Origin of the sequence: Synechococcus sp. CS-205 (assembly GCF_025128255.1) — a bacterium.
Taxonomy (GTDB): Bacteria; Cyanobacteriota; Cyanobacteriia; order PCC-6307; family Cyanobiaceae; genus Regnicoccus_A.
In genome coordinates, this window is the sequence record NZ_JAHLZB010000024.1 from 119222 (window position 1) to 136574 (window position 17353).

The following is a 17353-nucleotide window of genomic DNA, read 5'->3' on the forward strand; positions in this document are numbered from 1 at the left end:
CCGGGCCTCTGGAGGGTCGGCTTCAGGAATGGTGACTGTTGCCCCCACTCCTTTGGAGGCAGGACCTAGATTGAATTCTCAGATCTGATCAGGGTATGCATCTCAGCGAGCTGAGCCATCCCAACCAGTTGCATGGCCTCAGCATCGGCGAGCTTGAAGCCATCGCTCGTCAGATTCGTGAGAAGCATCTGGAGGTGGTGTCCACCAGCGGAGGCCACCTCGGCCCTGGCCTGGGCGTGGTGGAACTCACCCTGGCCCTCTACCAGACCCTCGACCTGGAGCTGGACCGGGTGGTGTGGGACGTGGGTCACCAGGCCTATCCCCACAAGCTGATCACCGGGCGTTATCACCAGTTCCATACCCTCCGCCAGCAGGGCGGTGTGGCCGGTTATCTCAAGCGCAGCGAGTGCCGCTTCGACCACTTCGGTGCAGGCCACGCCTCCACCAGCATCTCGGCGGCCCTGGGCATGGCCCTGGCCCGCGACCGCCGTGGCGAGGAGTTCAAGTGCGTGGCGGTGATCGGCGACGGTGCCCTCACCGGTGGCATGGCCCTCGAGGCGATCAACCACGCCGGGCACCTGCCCCGGACTCCGCTGCTGGTGGTGCTGAACGACAACGACATGTCGATCTCGCCGCCGGTGGGAGCCCTCTCCACCTATCTCAACCGCATGCGGCTGAGCCCGCCGCTGCAGTTCCTCTCCGGCAGCGCTGAGGAGGCCTTCAAGCACCTCCCTTTCATGCATGGCGAGCTGCCGCCCGAGCTGGAGCGGCTCAAGGAGAGCATGCGCCGGCTGGCGGTGCCCAAGGTGGGCGCGGTGTTCGAGGAGCTGGGCTTCACCTACATGGGCCCGATCGACGGCCACGACATTGCCGAGATGGTGCGCACCTTCACCGCCGCCCACCGCTGCGAGGGTCCGGTGCTGGTGCATGTGGCCACCACCAAGGGCAAGGGTTACCCCTATGCCGAGGCCGATCAGGTGGCCTACCACGCCCAGTCGGCCTTCGACCTCAAGACCGGCAAGGCCTTTCCCTCCAGCAAGCCGAAACCCCCCAGCTACAGCAAGGTGTTCGGGCAGACCCTGGTGCGGATCTGTGAACAGGATCCCACCGTGGTGGGGATCACCGCGGCCATGGCCACCGGAACTGGCCTCGATCTGCTTGAGAAAGCTCTGCCCAAGCAGTATTTCGACGTCGGCATCGCCGAGCAGCATGCGGTCACCATGGCGGCCGGCATGGCCACGGCCGGGCTCAAGCCCGTGGTGGCCATCTACAGCACCTTCCTCCAGCGTGCCTACGACCAGCTGATCCACGACGTGGGCATCCAGAAACTGCCCGTGACCTTCGTGCTGGATCGGGCCGGCATCGTGGGTGCCGATGGGCCCACCCACCAGGGCCAGTACGACATCAGTTATCTGCGGGCCGTGCCGAATTTCACGGTGATGGCCCCCAAGGATGAGGCCGAGCTGCAGCGCATGCTCGTCACCTCGATCGGCCATGACGGGCCCTGTGCCATTCGCATCCCACGGGGCGAAGGGGAGGGGGTGCCCCTGATGGAAGAAGGCTGGGAGCCCCTTCAGATCGGCCGCGGCGAGCAGCTGGCCGATGGCGATGATCTGCTGATCGTGGCCTATGGCGCGATGGTGGCACCGGCGATGGCCACCGCCGGTCTGCTGCAGGAGCAGGGCATCCGGGCCGCTGTGGTCAACGCCCGGTTCCTGCGCCCCCTGGATGAAAGCCTGATTCTGCCCCTGGCCCGCCGCATCGGCCGGGTGGTGACCATGGAAGAAGGTGCACTCCCCGGGGGATTCGGCGCGGCGGTGGTGGAATGCTTCAACGACCACGAGGTGATGGTTCCCGTGTTCCGGATCGGCATCCCCGATCAGTTGGTGGACCACGCCAGCCCCGCGCAAAGCAAGAAGGCCCTGGGCCTCACGCCGCCCCAGATGGCCGATCGCATCCTTCAGCGCTTTGCCCTCGGCGTCCGCCGTCAGCCGGTGGTGGTCTGAACCACAGCCTCAAGACACTCGATGAGATGATCTGAGGCTCAGCAAAAAGGGCGGGTCATGCCCCGCCCTCGAACACTCTCTGACTGAGTGAGACTATGGCTGCCTGTGCTCAGAGCACGCCGCGTGAGGCCAGACCCTGAATGGCACCGATGCCGAAGATGTGACCCAGGCTGGTGGTGGCCAGCAGCGAGGCGTGGCTCAGGCCGCCGAAGAACTGGGCGTTGGGCAGTTGAGCACCTTCGGAGGGGTACTTGATGGTGGCCTTGCCGATGCCGATGGCGATCACGTTGCACACGATCATCACCAACGCCACCTTCGGCGACCAGGTCAGCGAGGCGGGCGCCATGGCGAGAAGAGGAGCGATCATGGTCGATCAAAAACTGACGCCCCATCCTCTGGGGGAACCGCTGGGTGTTCACCGACGCTTAAGACTTGTTCACTGCTCAGGCCCGGATGACGGCTCGGCTGTGCGGCTGAACCCCCAGAGCACCAGTAGGTTGGCCACGGTCAGGAAGGACTCGGCGCTCCCGTGCAGAAGATCGACATCGGCCAGCTGCTGGCCGAAGCGTTGCTCCGCCACCACTGCGGCAACGATGGTGACCGCCACGAACACCAGCGTGAACTGGAAGCCCCGCAGGGCCATTGGAGGGAAGCGATCGCTGCGTCGGGCCCAGCGCAGGAAGGCCAGATAGGGCAGCAGGGAGAGCACGAACAGGGGACCAGGGTCCACCGATGCCAGGGACGCCAGCCAGCCCAGGGAGGACCCTCCGCTGCTGCCGAACAACAACGGGCTCATGGCCGGCTCCCCTCAGGAAGCAGCCTCCAGGCCGCCGCGGCCAGGGCCACGTTCCCCAGCAGGGTGGTGCCGGCCTGGAAGACCACCAGACCCTGAAGCTCCAGGGGGTTGTCGAACAGATGCCAGGTGCAGGCCGCCATTGCACTCACCAGGGCCGGCAGCATGGCCAGGGCAAGCCAGCGCCATTCCGCTTCTCCGCGGCGCTCTCCCCAATGGATCACGGCGGCCATCGCCAGCATCCACTCCAGCACCGAGGCCACGTGGATCCACCAGGTGGGAAGTGAAAGGGCATGCATGGCGCCCGGCACCCACGTGGAGGCGTAATTTACGGACTTCCGAGGCTGACCTGCGGCCAGGTGCTGGCCAGGCCAAAGGCTCAGGGGAGCAGATCCAACAAAAAACCCTGCCCGCAAGACGGACAGGGCGGATGAAATTCAGGTTGGCTGGTTCAGCCCAGGCCGATCTGGCTGAGGATGCCCTGGCCGGTGAGCAGTTCGGTGGCAAGGCCGATCACGAAGCCGAGCATGGCCAGACGGCCATTCCAGGTTTCTGCGAAGGAGACAAAGCCGAAGCGGGAATCGGAGGTGGTCATCACTTGTGAAGCAATGTTGCGCAAATTGTAACAGCAAGTAACCGGCTTGGCCACGTTCTCGGTGAGTTCGTGCCAGCGCCTGCCGCCACGGGCTGCTCCCCTAACGTCTCTGGAGATCGCAGCGGGTGTCTGGTGGAGCCAGCCCATAAGGGGGTTCATCCGCTGCTCTGCGGGTACTACGGCGAGCACAACCTGGGAGATGATGCCCTGCTCGCTGCCTTGCTGGCTCAGTTGCCCGAGGGGTGTGAGCCCATCGTCACCGCGTTCGATCAGGGTGAAGTGGAGCAGCGCCTGGGGGTGCGCACCTGCCCCAGGCGCGAGTTCAAGGCGGTGCGGCGAGCCCTGGGCAGCTGTGATGCCCTCGTCCTCGGAGGCGGCAGCCTGCTTCAGGACGCCACAAGCTTCCGCAGCCTTCTGTACTACGCCGCTCTGATCGTTTCGGCGCGGCTTCAGGACAAGCCGGTGCTGCTCTGGGGCCAGGGGCTCGGCCCCCTGCGGCGTCGGCGCAGCCGCCTGCTGGTGCGGCGATTGCTGGCTCTGGTGCAGGCCAGCAGCTGGCGTGATCCCCAGTCAGCCGCTCTCGCCGCCGCCTGGGGACATGGGGGCCTGCTGGGCAGTGATCCCGTCTGGTCGCTGACACCGCAGCCCTGGCACGGCCGCCAGGGTCCGCTGGTGCTCTGCTGGAGGCCCACATCACTGCTCCAGGGCGAAGAATGGAAGCCACTGCTTGAAGCCCTGGACGCCGTGGCGGCGGCGGCGGATCGGGAGGTGATCTGGCTTCCCTTTCACCGCGATCAGGACCGTGGGTTGCTCGCCCAGCTTGCGAGCCAGGCTCTGCTGCCCCAGCGGCTGGCCTTGCGCAGCCGGGAAGTGCAGGTGGCCACTCCCGGGGAGGCGATGGCCATCTTCAGCCAGGCCGGCCTGGTGCTCTCGATGCGGCTGCATGGGCTGATCGTGGCGGCTCTTGCCGGTGCCCCCCTGGTGGCGCTCAGCTACGACCCGAAGGTGAGCGCTGCCGCCACAGCCCTGGCCTGCCCCTGTCTCGAACTGGATCAGTCCAAGACCCACGGGGCCCTCGAGCAGTGGCACGGGCTGGCCGAGATCTGGAGGCTGCAGCTGGATCAGCCGCCCCAGCCGCTGGTGGTGGAGCGGTTGCGACGGGCCAGCGCTGTGCATGGTGATCTGCTGGGCCGCTGGCTGGGCCGCTGAGCTTTGTTCAGCGCAGAGACTGCCCAAAGTGAACAATGCTGCCGGGAAGTGGAAACCTGCTCCAGGCATTCACGGGATGTCCGGCTTCTGGAGCCTTGGGGCGCTCAGAGCTGAAGGCTGATCAGTTGATCAAGCACCTCTCGGCTGTGGCCAAGGGGGCGAACGGCCACCCAGCGGGCCCTCAGCACTCCTTCAGGGTCGATCAGGAAGGTGTGCCGCTGGGAAAAGGGGGCGATCCAGGATCCGTAGCGCCGGCTCACGACCCCGCCGGGATCAGAGAGCAGGGGGAACACCAGTCCTTCGCTGTCGCAGAAGGAGGCATGGGCCTCGAGATCATCGGCGCTGATGCCCACGACCTCACAGTGGAGCTCCTGGAACTCTTCAAGATCCCGCTGGAAGCCTCGCGCCTCCAGGGTGCAACCCCCGGTGAAATCCTTGGGATAGAAATAGAGGACAAGCCAGCGACCATGCAGGTCGCTGAGCCCGAGGCTGCCTGAGCGATCCAGTCCGGGGCCGAAACCGGGCAGACGGAACTCGGGCGCCGGCTCACCGAGAGAGGGGAGAGTGCCGCCAAGGGCCCGGGCCTTGAGCGGCCAGGAGAGCAGAGCAGCTCCAAGGCCGGAGAGGGCCATGGCCGCGCGGGCGTGAACGATCGCACCTTCCAGGAGTTGGCGACGGTTCACTGGGCGCAGACTCGGAGGGAGCTCAGAGTTTGGCCAGGTTGATGCCCAGTTCGCGGGCGTAGGCGCCAAGGCCTTTTTTCTGGATGGTGCGCAGGGTGCGGGTAGCGACCCGCAGCTTCACCCAACGGTTGCCTTCAGCCCACCAGAGACGGCGTTCCTGCAGGTTGACCTGTTGAAGTTTCTTGGTGCGCACGTGGGAATGGCTGACAGCCATGCCGTTGTTGGCGCGCTTGCCGGTGAGCTGACAAACCCGGGACATGAATCCAGCCGATACGCAGGGAACAGGCAACCACCAGAAGTCCGGAATGTTGCCAAGAAATCATCTTAACAAAGTGGGCGTGGCCCCCACCCAGCGCATTCAGCCGAGGCCCTTCTCCATCAGCCGGCCCATCAGGTCGGCGCTGCGCTGCTGGAAACCGGCCAGTTGGTTCGGCTCCAGGCCCCCCACCGCCAGGCGGGCCAGTTCATAGATGTGGCAGCTGATCTCCTCGGCCAGCTGCTGGCTGGGGGAGCTTGTGCCCACACCCGTGAGAACGGCGCCACTGGAGAGTTTCTGCAGGCCAGCCACCAGGGGGTGACGGCGGTTGACCACCAGCACATGGTGGTCAGGCAGTCCGGGCAGGCGCTGCTCCATCAGGGCGCCGATGTCGTTGAGGCGGCGCATCTGCTCCGGCAGCAGGATCAGGGCCGCCGGCGTGTTCTCCCCCTTGAGCGCCTGGACCTGGATGGTCACCTTCTCGTTGGCCAGGGCACCCCTGAACAGCTCCCGTAACTTCTCGGAGCTGTCGGTGCCGTCAGCATCACTCAAGCTGCTGTCCTGCTCCTGGATGCTGGCATCGAGTTCCGCGTCCACCCGCTGGAATTTCAGCTCCCCGTGGCGGTCCTCCAGCCAGGGGATGAACTGGGCATCGATCAGGGTGTCGGCCAGAAGCACCTCGGCCCCCTGCCCCTGCCAGAGGGCCAGCGGCCCGGCCTGGGCGGCTTCATCGGTGCAGTAAAGGATGCGCTGCTCCTCCGTGCTGCTCAGGCGGCTGCGGTAGCCGGAGAGGGTGGTGTAGGCCTTCTCGCCGACGGCGATCGGGTCGGGTTCCCCTGCGTCCGCGGTGGTGCCGAACAGGATCAGCTCGGCCACCTGATCGGCGAACTTCTCATCCTCTATGGCGCCGATCTTGATGAAGGGAGCGATCCCTTCCCAGATCTCGGCATAACGGGCTGGCTCATCGCGGTGCAGTTCCTTGAGCCGGTCGCCCACCTTCTTGGCCACGAAGCCACCGATCGAGCGCACCCTGCGGTCCGTCTGCAGGGCACTGCGGCTCACGTTCAGGGGGATGTCGGGGGAGTCGATCACGCCGCGCAGGGGCAGCAGGTAGCGGGGCACCACCTCCTTGATCGAGTCGCTCACGAAGACCTGATTGCAGTAAAGGCGGATCTCGCCTTTCTCCCAGTCGGCCCGGCCGGTGATCTTCGGGAAGTAGAGGATGCCCTGCAGGGTGTAGGGGTAATCGGTGTTGAGGTGCACCCAGAGCAGGGGGTCACCCTGGAAGGGGTAGAAGTAGCGATAGAGCTGGATGTAGTCGTCGTCGCTGAGGTCGCGGGCACTCTTGCGCCAGGGCGCCTCCCGTTTGTTCACGGTTTCGCCCTCCAGCTGCACCTCAACGGGCATGAAGTCGCAGTAGGTGGTGATCAAGGTGCGTAGGCGGGCGGGCTCGATGTACTCGAGCTCCTCCTCCATCAGGTGCAGGATCACGTCGGTGCCGGGTTCGCTGCGCTCGGCGGCCTCGAGGCTGAAGTTGGGGGAGCCATCGCAGCTCCAGCGCACGGCCTCGGACCCTTCGCGGGCACTGAGGGTCACCAGTTCCACCTGGCTGGCCACCATGAAGCTGGAGTAGAACCCAAGGCCGAAATGGCCGATGATCGCCTCGTCTTCGCGCTTGTACTTCTCGAGAAAGTCTTCGGCGCTGGAGAAAGCCACCTGGTTGATGTAACGCTTCACCTCCTCGGCGCTCATGCCGATGCCGTTGTCGGAGATGGTGAGGGTCTTGGCCTCGCGGTCGATGCGGATCTGGATCCTGCCCTCGTCGCCCTCGCTGCAGTCGCCGGCCATGGCGGCCATGCGGCGCTTGCTGATGGCATCCACCCCGTTGCTCACCAGTTCCCGCAGGAACACCTCATGGCCGCTGTAGACGGCCTTCTTGATGATCGGGAAGATATTTTCTGTATGGATCTGGATCTGGCCCTGTTCGGCTTGAAGCACAGTCCCACTGGCAACGTCGTGCCGTTCAGGATCGATCCCGGCAGGGGGTCCCGCCAAGGGGGCGCCATGGGCAGGAAACCGCCCCCCCCCCACTAGGGCAGGAGGCCTCCGGCAAACAGCTCCCCCTGGATCAGCCTTTCCCAGGGGGGCGGCTGCAGGGCGGCTTTGGCAATCCTGGCGGCTTTGGTGGCCCTGGTGGTGTGGCGGCGTGGGTTGGGTCTGCGCGGCGGCGCCTCGGTGAGCCAGGGCTCATCCGCGGCGCGAAAGACGGCATAGGGGGAAGCGACGGCCATCGACACCTGTGGCAAGTACAGGTGTACTAGCTCGATCCGGGTTCGCTGTCAACGTCGGTCTGGCCGCTGGTCGCCGGGCACCAGGGCGACGATGGCGATGGCGATGGTGCTGGGGGGACGGCTGCACCAGTTTTTTCTCGGTGTGGGGGTTTCCCGGCCCAGAGTCTGCTCAGACCTTGCCCAGTTCACGGCGAAGCCTCAAAGTTTCCCCGGGCTGCCGTTGCCCCTGGGGGTCTGAGCTCGGCAGCCTGCTGGGCCGGGGTGAGGCCGGAAGCGGCCAATCCAGGCCATCGGAACAATTTCGGCGGCTGAAACCTACTGGAAGCCGCCCTTCTGCAATCCTGGCTTCTCCTCAGGCAGAATCGCGCCGCTCACCGGACACACCTGCAGGCAGATGCCGCAGTCGATGCAGGTGTCGAAATCGATCCAGTAAAAGGATGTGCCCTTGGCATTGGCACCCTGGCCCGGGTGGATGCAGGCCACCGGGCAGGCATCCACGCAATCCGCCACCCCCTCACAGATGTCGGTGACGATGCTGTGGGCCATGGCTGCTGGAAGCTGCGGGTGACGATCCTAGAAATTTGCCGCGTCAGGGCGCTGCCGGCAGAACCTGACCAGGCAGTTCAGGGGAGCCACTCCAGGGCCGAGCACCCCCGGCGCTGGGCGGCCGCTTCGGCCTGGTCCCGGCTGGGACAGGCATCGGGGAGCAGTTCTGCGCTCTGGCCCTTCTCGTGCAGGCGGGCGAGGCACTCCAGGGCCCTGGCCAGGCTGGAGTGGTTGCCGTAGGCCACCAGCACCGGCCGGCCGGCCGGATCGCGGCTGCCGGGCCTGAGCAGCAGATCCCGGATGTCCTCGATCGAGAAGCCGAAGCCCACCCCGGCCGCCTCGGCCGCCTCTGCTCCGAAACGACCCACCAGGGCGTCGTAGCGGCCGCCGCTGGCGATCTCCACCGGTGCCTCGGCTCCCAGGCAGACCAGCTTGAGCACGATGCCGTCGTAGAGGTCGAAATGGGGCTGGAAACTGGGATCGAGCTGCAGGCTGATGCCCAGCCGTGCGGCCGTGGGGGCCACGATCTCCAGGGAGCCAGCCAGCTCGTCGATCAGGGGGCTCTCCCCCAGATGGCGTCGCAGCTGGGGGAGCACCACCGTCGGCTCTCCGCGCAGGCGCAGCAGCGCCTGCAGCCGATCGATCTGGGCCTGGGGCAGGGGCAGACGGGCGATCGCCAGGGGATCGAACCCCGAGAGGGCCTGGCGCGCCCTGGGGCGATGGGCGGCCGGCAGGTCCTCGAGCAGGGCGGAGAGAACGCCGTGGTGGCCCACCAGCAACCTGGGTTGATGGCTGGCCTGGAGGCCGAGGGTTTCGCTGCAGGCGAGCAGCAGGGCCATCAGTTCGGCGTCCGCGGCGGCGGAGCGGACCCCCAGCAGCTCGACGCCGCTTTGGAGACGCTCGCTCAGACGCTGGCCGCCGCCATCACCGGTGAAGGTGCGGAAGGTGCTGCCCTCGGCCCACAGCCGCAGCGGACGGGGCCGATCAGCCAGGCGCGTGCAGGCGGCCCGGGCGATCGAGGCCGTCAATTCCGGTCGAAGCCCGAGGGGCTCCTCGGCGATCAGCCGGGCCACGTCGCGCTCGGCGATGCCGCCACCGGCTTCGAGGGTGTCGAGGCGCTCCACCATCGGCGGCGCCACCTCCCGGTAGCCCCACAGCCGGTACACCGCCGCCAGGCGCTGGCAGAGCTGGCGGTTGCGGTCCACCTGGCGCGGGTGCAGATCCCTGGCGCCGGCGGCGGGTTGCAGGGCCATGGGCGCAGAGCGGCTTGTGGAAGGGAGATCCTGGATCCTATGGACTGGCCGTACGGGGGCCGGACGGGCTGGCCGGGGGTTCAGGGGTCGAGCTCCGGGGCTCCGTACAGGTGGCCGGGCAGGGGCCTGCAGTGGGCGAGCCCATCGATCAGGGCTGCCTGAACTCCAGGCGTGCAGGCGATCAGCCGACCTTCAGCCAGGTCAGCGGTGCTGCCGTCGTATCGGCTGACCACCCCGCCCGCCTGCTCAACGAGCACCACACCCGCGGCCAGATCCCAGGGGGAGAGGCCCCGCTCCCAGTAGCCGTCGAGCCTGCCGGCGGCCACGAAGGCCAGATCCACCGCAGCCGCACCGCCGCGGCGCACACCGCGGCTGCGGTGGGTGAACCAGCAGAACTCGGTGTAATTGGTGTCGGGCTGGCTCTGGCGGTCGTAGGCGAATCCCGTCACCAGCAGGGACGCGGCCAGGTCGCGGCAGCCGCTCACCCGCAAGGGGCGGTCGTTGCACCAGGCCCCCAGCCCGGGAGCAGCCCAGAAGAGTTCGTCGAGGGCCGGAACGCTGATGGCCCCCAGCAGGGGAATGCCCCGCCAGGTGAGCCCGATCGATGTGGCGAAGAAGGGATAACCGTGGGCGTAGTTGGTGGTGCCATCGAGGGGATCCACGCACCACTCCAGATCCGATCCGGTGTTGCGACGTCCACTTTCCTCCGCCAGCACCCCCAGCTCCGGGGTGTGGGCCTCAAGCACCGCCAGCACCGCCTGCTCCGCTGCCAGATCGGCCTCCGTGACCAGATCACCGGCGCGTCCCTTCTCGCGGATCTGCTCCAGCTGGCCGAAGTGATGGGCGAGCACCCGCGCGCCGGCCGTGGCGGCGTCCCTGGCCACGGCGGCGAGGCGCTCGAGCTCGGCGCTGTTCAGGGCTGACTCGATCAGGGCCTGCTCGGAGAGGCTGCTCACGGGCTTGGGAAACGGCAGTGTTGGGCTGGCTTCATCATTCCTCGTCAAGCGGGAGGCCAGGCTTCACCTTTCCGCGGCCGAAGTAGCGGCCGAACTGCAGCTCATACACCTCGTCCTCGTCCTGGGTCTCCACCTCCAGCGGTCCGGTGGCCCTGGCCACGCAGAGGAGGCCATAGCCCCGCCGCCGCAGCTCCTGGGAGAGCCCCAGAGCTTCCTGCTGATCGATGTCGCCTGAGATCACGCGCACGGCGCAGGTGGTGCAGCAGCCATTGCGACAGCTGAAGGGCAGGGGTTCCCCCTGGGCCTCGAAGCTGCGCAGGATGTACTCCCCTTCGGAGACCTCCAATCGGATCACCCGATGTTCCTGACGCCAGTGCACCGTGATTGGGAAGCTTCGTGTCATTGGACGGGGTAGGACCCTCTGGGCTGACTGCTACATTGCCACCTGCCCCATGACAGCCCCTGGAGAGGTGGCCGAGTGGTCGAAGGCGCAGCACTGGAAATGCTGTATAGGGGCAACTCTATCGAGGGTTCGAATCCCTCCCTCTCCGCTTCCAACCAACGAGCCGGCTTCAACAGCCGGCTTTTTTCTTGATGGTTTGGCCTGCTGGTGGGGGGAGCCCGTCGGCACAGGTGACAGCACCGCAGCAACGGGTGATGAGGGCCGAAAGAGCCATCGCTGCCCAGCTCCTCAGCCGAAGCGGCCGGTGACGTAATCCTGGGTGGCTTGTTGCACCGGGGCGTTGAAGATGCGCTCGGTGTCGTTGAATTCCACCAGGTAGCCCACCTTGCCGCTGCCGCCTTCCACGGCTTCGGCATTGAAGAAGGATGTGTAGTCCGACACCCGTACCGCCTGCTGCATGTTGTGGGTGACGATCACGATGGTGAAGCTCTTCTTGAGTTCATGCATCATCTCCTCGATCTTGAGGGTGGAGATCGGGTCGAGGGCCGAGCAGGGTTCATCCATCAGGATCACCTCAGGCTCCACGGCGATGGCCCGGGCGATGCAGAGCCTCTGCTGCTGGCCTCCGGAGAGGGCGTTGCCGCTCTCCTTGAGCTTGTCCTTAGTTTCGTCCCAGATGGCGGCCTTGCGCAGGGAGCGCTCCACCAATTCATCCATGTCTCCCTTGAAGCCATTGATCCGGGCTCCGAAGGCAATGTTTTCGTAGATGCTCTTGGGGAAGGGGTTGGGTTTCTGGAACACCATGCCGATGCGGCGGCGCACCTCCACAGGGTCCACTTCACGGGCGTAGATGTCCTGACCGTCGAACACCACCCGTCCGCGCAGGCTGCAGCCCTCGATCAGATCGTTCATGCGGTTGAGAGCCCGCAGCACCGTCGATTTACCGCAACCGGACGGGCCGATGAAGGCGGTGACCCTGTTGCGGGGGATGTCCATGTAGACATCGCGCACGGCCTCGAAGCTTCCATAGCTGATGGTCACATTCTCCAGGCTGAGGCAGCTGGGAAGGGTGCCGCTGGTGCTCGGTTGGTTGAGGGTGCTGGTCATGGCAGGGTTGGGAAGGGATGGGTGGTATCCGCGCCTGGGGCTAGCTGGAGGTGAACCGTCGTATCCAGCGGGCCAGGAGATTGGCGCCAAGAATCAGGATCACCAGCACGAAGGAGGCGGCCCAGGCCAGGGCGTTCTGGGCTTCGTAGGGCATGATTGCGAAGTTGAAGATCAACACCGACATCGAGGCGATCGGGTTGAACAACCCCTCGGGCCAGAAGGGTGAGAAGAGGGCGGTGAAGATCAGGGGAGCCGTTTCGCCGGCGGCTCGGGCGATGGCCAGCACCACGCCGGTGGCGATCGGGGTGAAGGCGCTGGGTAGCGTGATCCGTGTGATCGTCACGAATTTCGAGGCACCGACGCCGATGGCCCCCCAGCTGAGCTCCTGGGGCACCAGCTTGAGCGCCTCGTCGGTGGTTTTGATTACCGTCGGCAGCATCAACACCGCCAGGGCGATGCCACCGGCCATGGCGGAGTACGACTGGCCGAAGAACAGACGGGTGGCCACGATGGCGCTGTAGACGAAGACCCCGCAGATGATCGAGGGGACTCCGGCCAGGATGTCGTTGCCGAGCCGGATGAACTGGGAGAACCAGCCGCTGCGGGCATACTCCGCCAGGTAGATCCCTCCACCCACGCCCACCGGTATGGCGATCATCGACCCCACGAAGGTGACCACAAAGGTGCCGATGATGGCGTTGGCGATTCCCCCTCCTTCAAGGCCCGCGGCCGGTGGCAGTTGGGTGAACAGGCTGATGCTGATCAGCTTGCCCCCCTGGATCAGCACATAGATCAGCACCAGCACGAGCGGGAGCACCGCGATCAGGCTGAACAGCGCGGCGATCGCGGTGAAGAGTCTGTCGGTTCGGTTGCGCTTCAGCCCCGGGTTGAAGCGCAGTGAGCGAGATGGAAGGGTGGCTGTGGTGAGGGTCATGGCGGGCTGCTCAGTTGTAGCTCAGGCTGAATCTGCGAACGATCCACTGGGCAAGGATGTTCACGGCAAAGGTCATCAGCATCAGGATCAGAGCTGCATAGAGAAGGGCTGAGACCTGAATGCCATCGGCCTCGCCGAACTGGTTGGCAAGCATGGCCGAGATGGTGTTTCCCGGGGCCAGCAGTGACCAGCTGAAATTCATCGAGTTGCCGATGATCATGGTCACAGCCATCGTTTCGCCCATGGCCCGGCCCAGGGCCAGCATCACCCCGCCGATGATCGAGGAGATGGCCGCCGGCAGGATCACATTGAAGATCGCGATCCAGCGGGTGCTGCCGACGCCATAGGCCCCCTGGCGCAGCTCCTGGGGCACCTGGTTGAGGGCATCGCGGGAAATGGCGGTGATGATCGGCAGGATCATCACCACGAGAATCAGCACCGCCGGCGCCATGCCGGGTCCCTTGGGCACCGTTGAGAACAGGGGAAACCAGCCGAGGCTTTGGTGAAGGAAATTCAGGAGCGGCCTGAGCAGCGGCTCCATCACGAAGATGGCCCACAGACCCAGCACCACCGAGGGAATCGCCGCCAGCAATTCCACCATCACGCCGATCACCTCCCGCCAGGTGCGCGGGATCAGGTTTTCGGTGATGAAAATGGCTGTGCCCACCCCCAGTGGCACGGCAATGAACAGGGCCAGCAGGGATGACACCAGGGTGCCGTAGATCGCTGTGAATGCCCCGTACTGATTGTTGACGGGATTCCAGCCCGAGGTGACCAGAAAGGAGAGGCCGAAGCTGGCCATCGCCTCCTGGGCACCGTTGAACACCGTGAGGAAGATGCCCAGCAGCACCACGGCCACCAGGGAGGCCAGCAGGATCGTGAGCAGCCTGAATCCGCCGTCGATGCTGCGCTCGGACCAGGGGCGGCGTCGCAGGGTGAACTGATCCTGGCCCGTTTCCGATCGCATCACCATGGGGGCCGTAAGGAAAGTCGGGAGGCCGGCTCTTACCTCCTGAGTTCAGAACTTAGGTCTCGCCCGAGGCCCACGACCACTAAGAACGCTTTAACACCCTTGCGTTTCCGGCCTTTCCGTGGGAGAGCCTCGCCACGGACCCACGGCCAGGAAGCCGGTAGTTTGGGGCTTCAGTTTGAGGCTGCATGGGCCGGATCGTAGGCATTGACCTCGGGACCACCAACTCGGTGGTGGCGCTGCTGGAGGGCGGCCGTCCCCAGGTGATCGCCAACGCGGAAGGTGCCCGCACCACGCCGTCGGTGGTGGGTTTCAGCCGCGACCAGGAGCTGTTGGTGGGTCAGCTCGCCCGTCGCCAGCTGGTCCTCAATCCGCGCAACACCTTCTCCAACCTCAAACGGTTCATCGGCCGCAGCTGGGACGAACTCGATGAGGGCAGCCTGGCGGTTCCCTACACCGTGCGGGCCAACGACCAGGGCAACGTGCGCATCCTCTGCCCGGTCACCGAGCGTGAATACGCCCCCGAGGAGTTGCTGGCCAGCATTCTGCGCAAGCTGGTTGACGACGCCGCCACCTACCTCGGCGAGGAGGTGGAAGCGGCGGTGATCACCGTTCCCGCCTATTTCAATGATGCCCAGCGCCAGGCCACCCGGGATGCCGGCCGCCTGGCGGGGCTCACGGTGGAGCGGATTCTGAACGAGCCCACCGCCGCGGCCCTGGCCTATGGGTTCGATCGCAGTGCCGTCAAGCGAGTGCTGGTGTTCGACCTGGGCGGCGGCACCTTTGATGTGTCGGTGCTGCGCATCGCCAACGGTGTCTTCGACGTGAAGGCCACCAGTGGTGACACCCAGCTGGGTGGCAACGACTGGGACCGGCGCATCGTCGACTGGCTCGCCGACGCCTTCGAGGCCAGGCATCAGATCGACCTGCGCCGGGATCGCCAGGCCCTCCAACGGCTCAGCGAGGCCGCAGAGAAGGCCAAGCAGGAACTCTCCGGTGTCACCACCACCCCCATCTCACTGCCCTTCATCGCCACCGGGCCCGACGGTCCCCTCCACATCGAAACCAGCCTGGAGCGGCGCACCTTCGAGTCGCTGTGCCCTGATCTGCTCGATCGGTTGCTGCGGCCCGTGCAGCGTGCCCTGCGGGATTCCGGCCTCACCGCCGATGACATCGACGACGTGGTGCTGGTGGGCGGCAGCACCCGGATGCCGATGGTTCAGGAGATGGTGCGCACCTTGATCCCTCTCGAACCCTGCCAGTCGGTCAATCCCGATGAGGTGGTGGCCATCGGCGCGGCGGTGCAGGCCGGCATCCTCACCGGCGATCTGCGCGATCTGATGCTCAACGATGTCACCCCCCTCTCCCTTGGTCTGGAAACGATCGGCGGGGTGATGAAGGTGCTGATCCCCCGCAACACCCCCATACCCGTGCGCCGCTCGGATGTGTTCAGCACCTCCGAGGCCAACCAGTCGGCGGTGGAGATCCATGTGCTCCAGGGGGAGCGCCAGATGGCGCCCGACAACAAATCCCTGGGGCGCTTCCGGCTTTCGGGAATTCCGCCGGCACCCCGGGGGGTTCCCCAGGTGCAGGTCTCCCTGGACATCGACGCCAACGGCCTGCTGCAGGTGTCGGCCACCGACCGCACCACCGGCCGCCAGCAGAGCGTCAGTATTCAGGGCGGCTCCAACCTCAGTGAACAGGAGATCCAGGCGCTGCTGGAGGAGGCGGAGCGCAAGGCCGCCGACGACCGGCGCAAGCGGGCTGCCGTCGATCGGCTCAACCGGGCTCAGACCCTCGTGGCCCAGGCGGAGCGCCGCCTGCGCGATGCCGCCCTCGAGCTGGGCCCCTATGGCGCTGAGCGACAGCAGCGCTCGGTGGAGATGGCCCTGCAGGAGGTGCAGGTGCTGCTCGACGATGCCGATCCGGCGGAACTCGACCTGGCCGTCAGTCAGCTGCAGGAGGCCCTCTATGGCCTCAACCGCCGTCTGATCAGCGAACGCAAGTCGGAATCGGGTCCGTTGCAGGGCCTCAAGAACACCCTGGGGTCGATCAAGGACGACCTGTTCTCAGATGAGGACGACTGGGACGAATGGGACCGCTCCCGCCCCGGACCCAACGAGCGCTGGGGAGGGGATCCCTGGAGTCCACCCTCCCGTTATGGCGGTTACCAGGAGGATGGCTATGCCTCGTACGAGAACCCTCGCCTGGAGCCCTCCAGACTGGAGAGTCCACGGCTGGAGCGTTCGCGGCTGGAGAGTCCGCCCCCTGACCGTTACCAGCCTTCCGCCAGGCCGGCACCCTCGCGCCCCAGGTCGGATGATCCCTGGGCTGAGGACTGAGGGCCGTGAGCCGTAGCCCCACCGCCACGGTCGGAGATGACCACTGGGCGGTCCTCGGGCTGAGCCCGGGGGCCGACGCCGCGGCCCTCAAGCGCGGGTTTCGCGAGCAGGCCCGCCGCTGGCATCCGGATCTCAACGGCAACGATCCGGTGGCGGAGGAGCGCTTCAAGCGGGTCAACGAGGCCTATGCCGTTCTCTCTGATCCACGCCGGCGCCAGGCCTGGGAGTCAGGACGCGACCCCGGTTCCCTGCGGAGCGAGCGCGCTGATCCCTTCGCCAGCGGTTTCCCTGAGTTCGATGACTACCTCGATGCCCTGTTCGGGCGTCCATCGCGGCAGCAGGACCGCCGTGAGCCTGATCCGGAGCTGGATCACGATCTCGATCACGACCTGGATCCCGATCCCTGGCGGCCTGACTCGCGCGAGCAGCCTGAGGGACCCGGGTTCGAGGTGACCCACACTCCACCGCCGCCATCACCGGTGCGGGCCACCAGCGACCTGGAGACAGAGGTGGATCTCAGCCCCGAGCAGGCCCTCGCCGGCACCCGGTTGGAGCTGGAACTTCCAGGTGGTCTGGCGGTGGAGGTCTGGACACCTCCCCTGGCCGGGGATGGCTGGCGACTGCGCCTGGCCGGGGTCGCCCCCGGCGGTTCCGACCATTTCCTGCAGCTGAGGGTGCGTCGCGCCGATGGCCTGCGCATCGATGGCCTGCGGGTGCTCTACACCCTGGAGCTGTCGCCGGCCGAAGCGGCCCTTGGCTGCAAGGTTGTCGTGCCCACCCTCGAGGGGCGGGTGCAGCTCACGGTGCCCCCCGGCTCCTCCAGCGGCCGGCTGCTGCGTCTGCGTGGTCTGGGCCTGAGCCAGGCTGAGCGGCGGGGGGATCAACTGGTGGAGCTGCGCATCGTGCTGCCCGAGCAGCTGAGCGATGCCGAAGTGGCGCTGTACCGCCGGCTGGAGGAATTGTCCCGGGATGCTTGAGGGGCGCTTGGGAGCACGCGACAATCAATGGC

19 protein-coding genes and 1 tRNA gene are annotated in these 17353 nt (G+C 66.2%); 5 read left to right on the forward strand and 15 right to left on the reverse strand.

Going from position 1 to position 17353, the window contains the following annotated elements:
- The first annotated feature begins 95 nt into the window (after positions 1-95).
- Positions 96-2006, forward strand: a complete 1911-nt coding sequence (gene dxs / locus KQ297_RS05850) for a 1-deoxy-D-xylulose-5-phosphate synthase (protein WP_259738582.1) — start codon at positions 96-98, stop codon at positions 2004-2006.
- Positions 2007-2115: 109 nt separating this feature from the next.
- Here dxs and psaK read toward each other — a convergent pair whose 3' ends face one another.
- From psaK to KQ297_RS05870, 4 genes are all read right to left on the reverse strand, one after another.
- On the reverse strand, positions 2116-2373 hold the full coding sequence (gene psaK / locus KQ297_RS05855) for a photosystem I reaction center subunit PsaK (protein ID WP_185464612.1): 258 nt from the start codon (positions 2371-2373) through the stop codon (positions 2116-2118).
- A gap of 69 nt (positions 2374-2442) precedes the next feature.
- Positions 2443-2802: a DUF3593 domain-containing protein gene (locus tag KQ297_RS05860; RefSeq protein WP_259738583.1), complete on the reverse strand. Its 360-nt coding sequence runs from the start codon at positions 2800-2802 to the stop codon at positions 2443-2445.
- Positions 2799-3098 carry a DUF2499 domain-containing protein gene (locus KQ297_RS05865; protein ID WP_185464611.1) on the reverse strand — a complete coding sequence of 100 codons (300 nt, stop codon included), beginning with the start codon at positions 3096-3098 and terminating at the stop codon, positions 2799-2801. Before KQ297_RS05865 ends, KQ297_RS05860 begins: the two co-directional genes overlap by 4 nt.
- A gap of 152 nt (positions 3099-3250) precedes the next feature.
- Positions 3251-3394 carry a chlorophyll a/b-binding protein gene (locus KQ297_RS05870; RefSeq protein ID WP_185464610.1) on the reverse strand — a complete coding sequence of 48 codons (144 nt, stop codon included), beginning with the start codon at positions 3392-3394 and terminating at the stop codon, positions 3251-3253.
- 132 nt (positions 3395-3526) lie between these two features.
- Between KQ297_RS05870 and csaB the strand changes: the two genes are divergently transcribed.
- Complete coding sequence (gene csaB, locus KQ297_RS05875; protein ID WP_259738584.1) at positions 3527-4603, forward strand: polysaccharide pyruvyl transferase CsaB; 1077 nt, start codon at positions 3527-3529, stop codon at positions 4601-4603.
- A 104-nt stretch (positions 4604-4707) separates the two neighbouring features.
- Here csaB and KQ297_RS05880 read toward each other — a convergent pair whose 3' ends face one another.
- The 8 genes from KQ297_RS05880 to KQ297_RS05915 form a co-directional block, all read right to left on the reverse strand.
- Positions 4708-5286 carry a peroxiredoxin gene (locus tag KQ297_RS05880; RefSeq protein ID WP_259738585.1) on the reverse strand — a complete coding sequence of 193 codons (579 nt, stop codon included), beginning with the start codon at positions 5284-5286 and terminating at the stop codon, positions 4708-4710.
- A 22-nt stretch (positions 5287-5308) separates the two neighbouring features.
- On the reverse strand, positions 5309-5545 hold the full coding sequence (gene rpmB / locus KQ297_RS05885) for a 50S ribosomal protein L28 (RefSeq protein ID WP_185464607.1): 237 nt from the start codon (positions 5543-5545) through the stop codon (positions 5309-5311).
- 99 nt (positions 5546-5644) lie between these two features.
- Entirely contained in the window at positions 5645-7540 is a 1896-nt protein-coding gene (gene htpG, locus KQ297_RS05890) for a molecular chaperone HtpG (protein WP_259738586.1), read from the reverse strand.
- A 92-nt stretch (positions 7541-7632) separates the two neighbouring features.
- Positions 7633-7833 (reverse strand): hypothetical protein, encoded by a 201-nt coding sequence (locus KQ297_RS05895; RefSeq protein WP_259738587.1) that lies wholly within the window; start codon positions 7831-7833, stop codon positions 7633-7635.
- Positions 7834-8148: 315 nt separating this feature from the next.
- The gene (locus KQ297_RS05900) at positions 8149-8379 is read right to left on the reverse strand and encodes a ferredoxin family protein (RefSeq protein ID WP_185464605.1); all 231 of its coding nucleotides are present in this window, start codon (positions 8377-8379) and stop codon (positions 8149-8151) included.
- A gap of 77 nt (positions 8380-8456) precedes the next feature.
- Complete coding sequence (locus tag KQ297_RS05905; RefSeq protein WP_259738588.1) at positions 8457-9632, reverse strand: ATP phosphoribosyltransferase regulatory subunit; 1176 nt, start codon at positions 9630-9632, stop codon at positions 8457-8459.
- An 80-nt stretch (positions 9633-9712) separates the two neighbouring features.
- On the reverse strand, positions 9713-10588 hold the full coding sequence (locus KQ297_RS05910) for an inositol monophosphatase family protein (RefSeq protein WP_259738589.1): 876 nt from the start codon (positions 10586-10588) through the stop codon (positions 9713-9715).
- Positions 10589-10622: 34 nt separating this feature from the next.
- On the reverse strand, positions 10623-10991 hold the full coding sequence (locus tag KQ297_RS05915; RefSeq protein WP_259738590.1) for a 2Fe-2S iron-sulfur cluster-binding protein: 369 nt from the start codon (positions 10989-10991) through the stop codon (positions 10623-10625).
- 61 nt (positions 10992-11052) lie between these two features.
- Here KQ297_RS05915 and KQ297_RS05920 point away from each other — a divergent pair.
- Positions 11053-11139: transfer RNA gene (locus KQ297_RS05920), tRNA-Ser, on the forward strand.
- Between the two features lie 140 nt (positions 11140-11279).
- Here KQ297_RS05920 and pstB read toward each other — a convergent pair.
- The 3 genes from pstB to pstC are packed head-to-tail and all read right to left on the reverse strand — an operon-like array spanning position 11280 to position 14005.
- The gene (gene pstB, locus KQ297_RS05925) at positions 11280-12098 is read right to left on the reverse strand and encodes a phosphate ABC transporter ATP-binding protein PstB (protein ID WP_185464601.1); all 819 of its coding nucleotides are present in this window, start codon (positions 12096-12098) and stop codon (positions 11280-11282) included.
- A gap of 40 nt (positions 12099-12138) precedes the next feature.
- Positions 12139-13032, reverse strand: a complete 894-nt coding sequence (gene pstA, locus KQ297_RS05930; protein WP_259738591.1) for a phosphate ABC transporter permease PstA — start codon at positions 13030-13032, stop codon at positions 12139-12141.
- A gap of 10 nt (positions 13033-13042) precedes the next feature.
- The gene (gene pstC / locus KQ297_RS05935) at positions 13043-14005 is read right to left on the reverse strand and encodes a phosphate ABC transporter permease subunit PstC (RefSeq protein WP_399251293.1); all 963 of its coding nucleotides are present in this window, start codon (positions 14003-14005) and stop codon (positions 13043-13045) included.
- A 185-nt stretch (positions 14006-14190) separates the two neighbouring features.
- Between pstC and dnaK the strand changes: the two genes are divergently transcribed.
- Both dnaK and KQ297_RS05945 read left to right on the forward strand, forming a co-directional pair.
- Entirely contained in the window at positions 14191-16344 is a 2154-nt protein-coding gene (dnaK, locus tag KQ297_RS05940; RefSeq protein WP_259738592.1) for a molecular chaperone DnaK, read from the forward strand.
- A gap of 5 nt (positions 16345-16349) precedes the next feature.
- A complete protein-coding gene (locus tag KQ297_RS05945) occupies positions 16350-17321 on the forward strand; it encodes a DnaJ C-terminal domain-containing protein (RefSeq protein ID WP_259738593.1) in 972 nt (323 codons plus the stop codon).
- Positions 17322-17353: the final 32 nt, after the last annotated feature.

What these genes read in the sequence shown, in the direction of transcription:
- dxs (WP_259738582.1), top strand. Translation starts at nt 96, where the DNA reads ATGCATCTCAGCGAGCTGAGCCATCCCAACCAGTTGCATGGCCTCAGC.
- psaK (WP_185464612.1), bottom strand. Translation starts at nt 2,373, where the DNA reads ATGATCGCTCCTCTTCTCGCCATGGCGCCCGCCTCGCTGACCTGGTCG.
- KQ297_RS05860 (WP_259738583.1), bottom strand. Translation starts at nt 2,802, where the DNA reads ATGAGCCCGTTGTTGTTCGGCAGCAGCGGAGGGTCCTCCCTGGGCTGG.
- KQ297_RS05865 (WP_185464611.1), bottom strand. Translation starts at nt 3,098, where the DNA reads ATGCATGCCCTTTCACTTCCCACCTGGTGGATCCACGTGGCCTCGGTG.
- KQ297_RS05870 (WP_185464610.1), bottom strand. Translation starts at nt 3,394, where the DNA reads ATGACCACCTCCGATTCCCGCTTCGGCTTTGTCTCCTTCGCAGAAACC.
- rpmB (WP_185464607.1), bottom strand. Translation starts at nt 5,545, where the DNA reads ATGTCCCGGGTTTGTCAGCTCACCGGCAAGCGCGCCAACAACGGCATG.
- KQ297_RS05895 (WP_259738587.1), bottom strand. Translation starts at nt 7,833, where the DNA reads ATGGCCGTCGCTTCCCCCTATGCCGTCTTTCGCGCCGCGGATGAGCCC.
- KQ297_RS05900 (WP_185464605.1), bottom strand. Translation starts at nt 8,379, where the DNA reads ATGGCCCACAGCATCGTCACCGACATCTGTGAGGGGGTGGCGGATTGC.
- KQ297_RS05905 (WP_259738588.1), bottom strand. Translation starts at nt 9,632, where the DNA reads ATGGCCCTGCAACCCGCCGCCGGCGCCAGGGATCTGCACCCGCGCCAG.
- KQ297_RS05915 (WP_259738590.1), bottom strand. Translation starts at nt 10,991, where the DNA reads ATGACACGAAGCTTCCCAATCACGGTGCACTGGCGTCAGGAACATCGG.
- pstB (WP_185464601.1), bottom strand. Translation starts at nt 12,098, where the DNA reads ATGACCAGCACCCTCAACCAACCGAGCACCAGCGGCACCCTTCCCAGC.
- pstA (WP_259738591.1), bottom strand. Translation starts at nt 13,032, where the DNA reads ATGACCCTCACCACAGCCACCCTTCCATCTCGCTCACTGCGCTTCAAC.
- pstC (WP_399251293.1), bottom strand. Translation starts at nt 14,005, where the DNA reads ATGGTGATGCGATCGGAAACGGGCCAGGATCAGTTCACCCTGCGACGC.
- dnaK (WP_259738592.1), top strand. Translation starts at nt 14,191, where the DNA reads ATGGGCCGGATCGTAGGCATTGACCTCGGGACCACCAACTCGGTGGTG.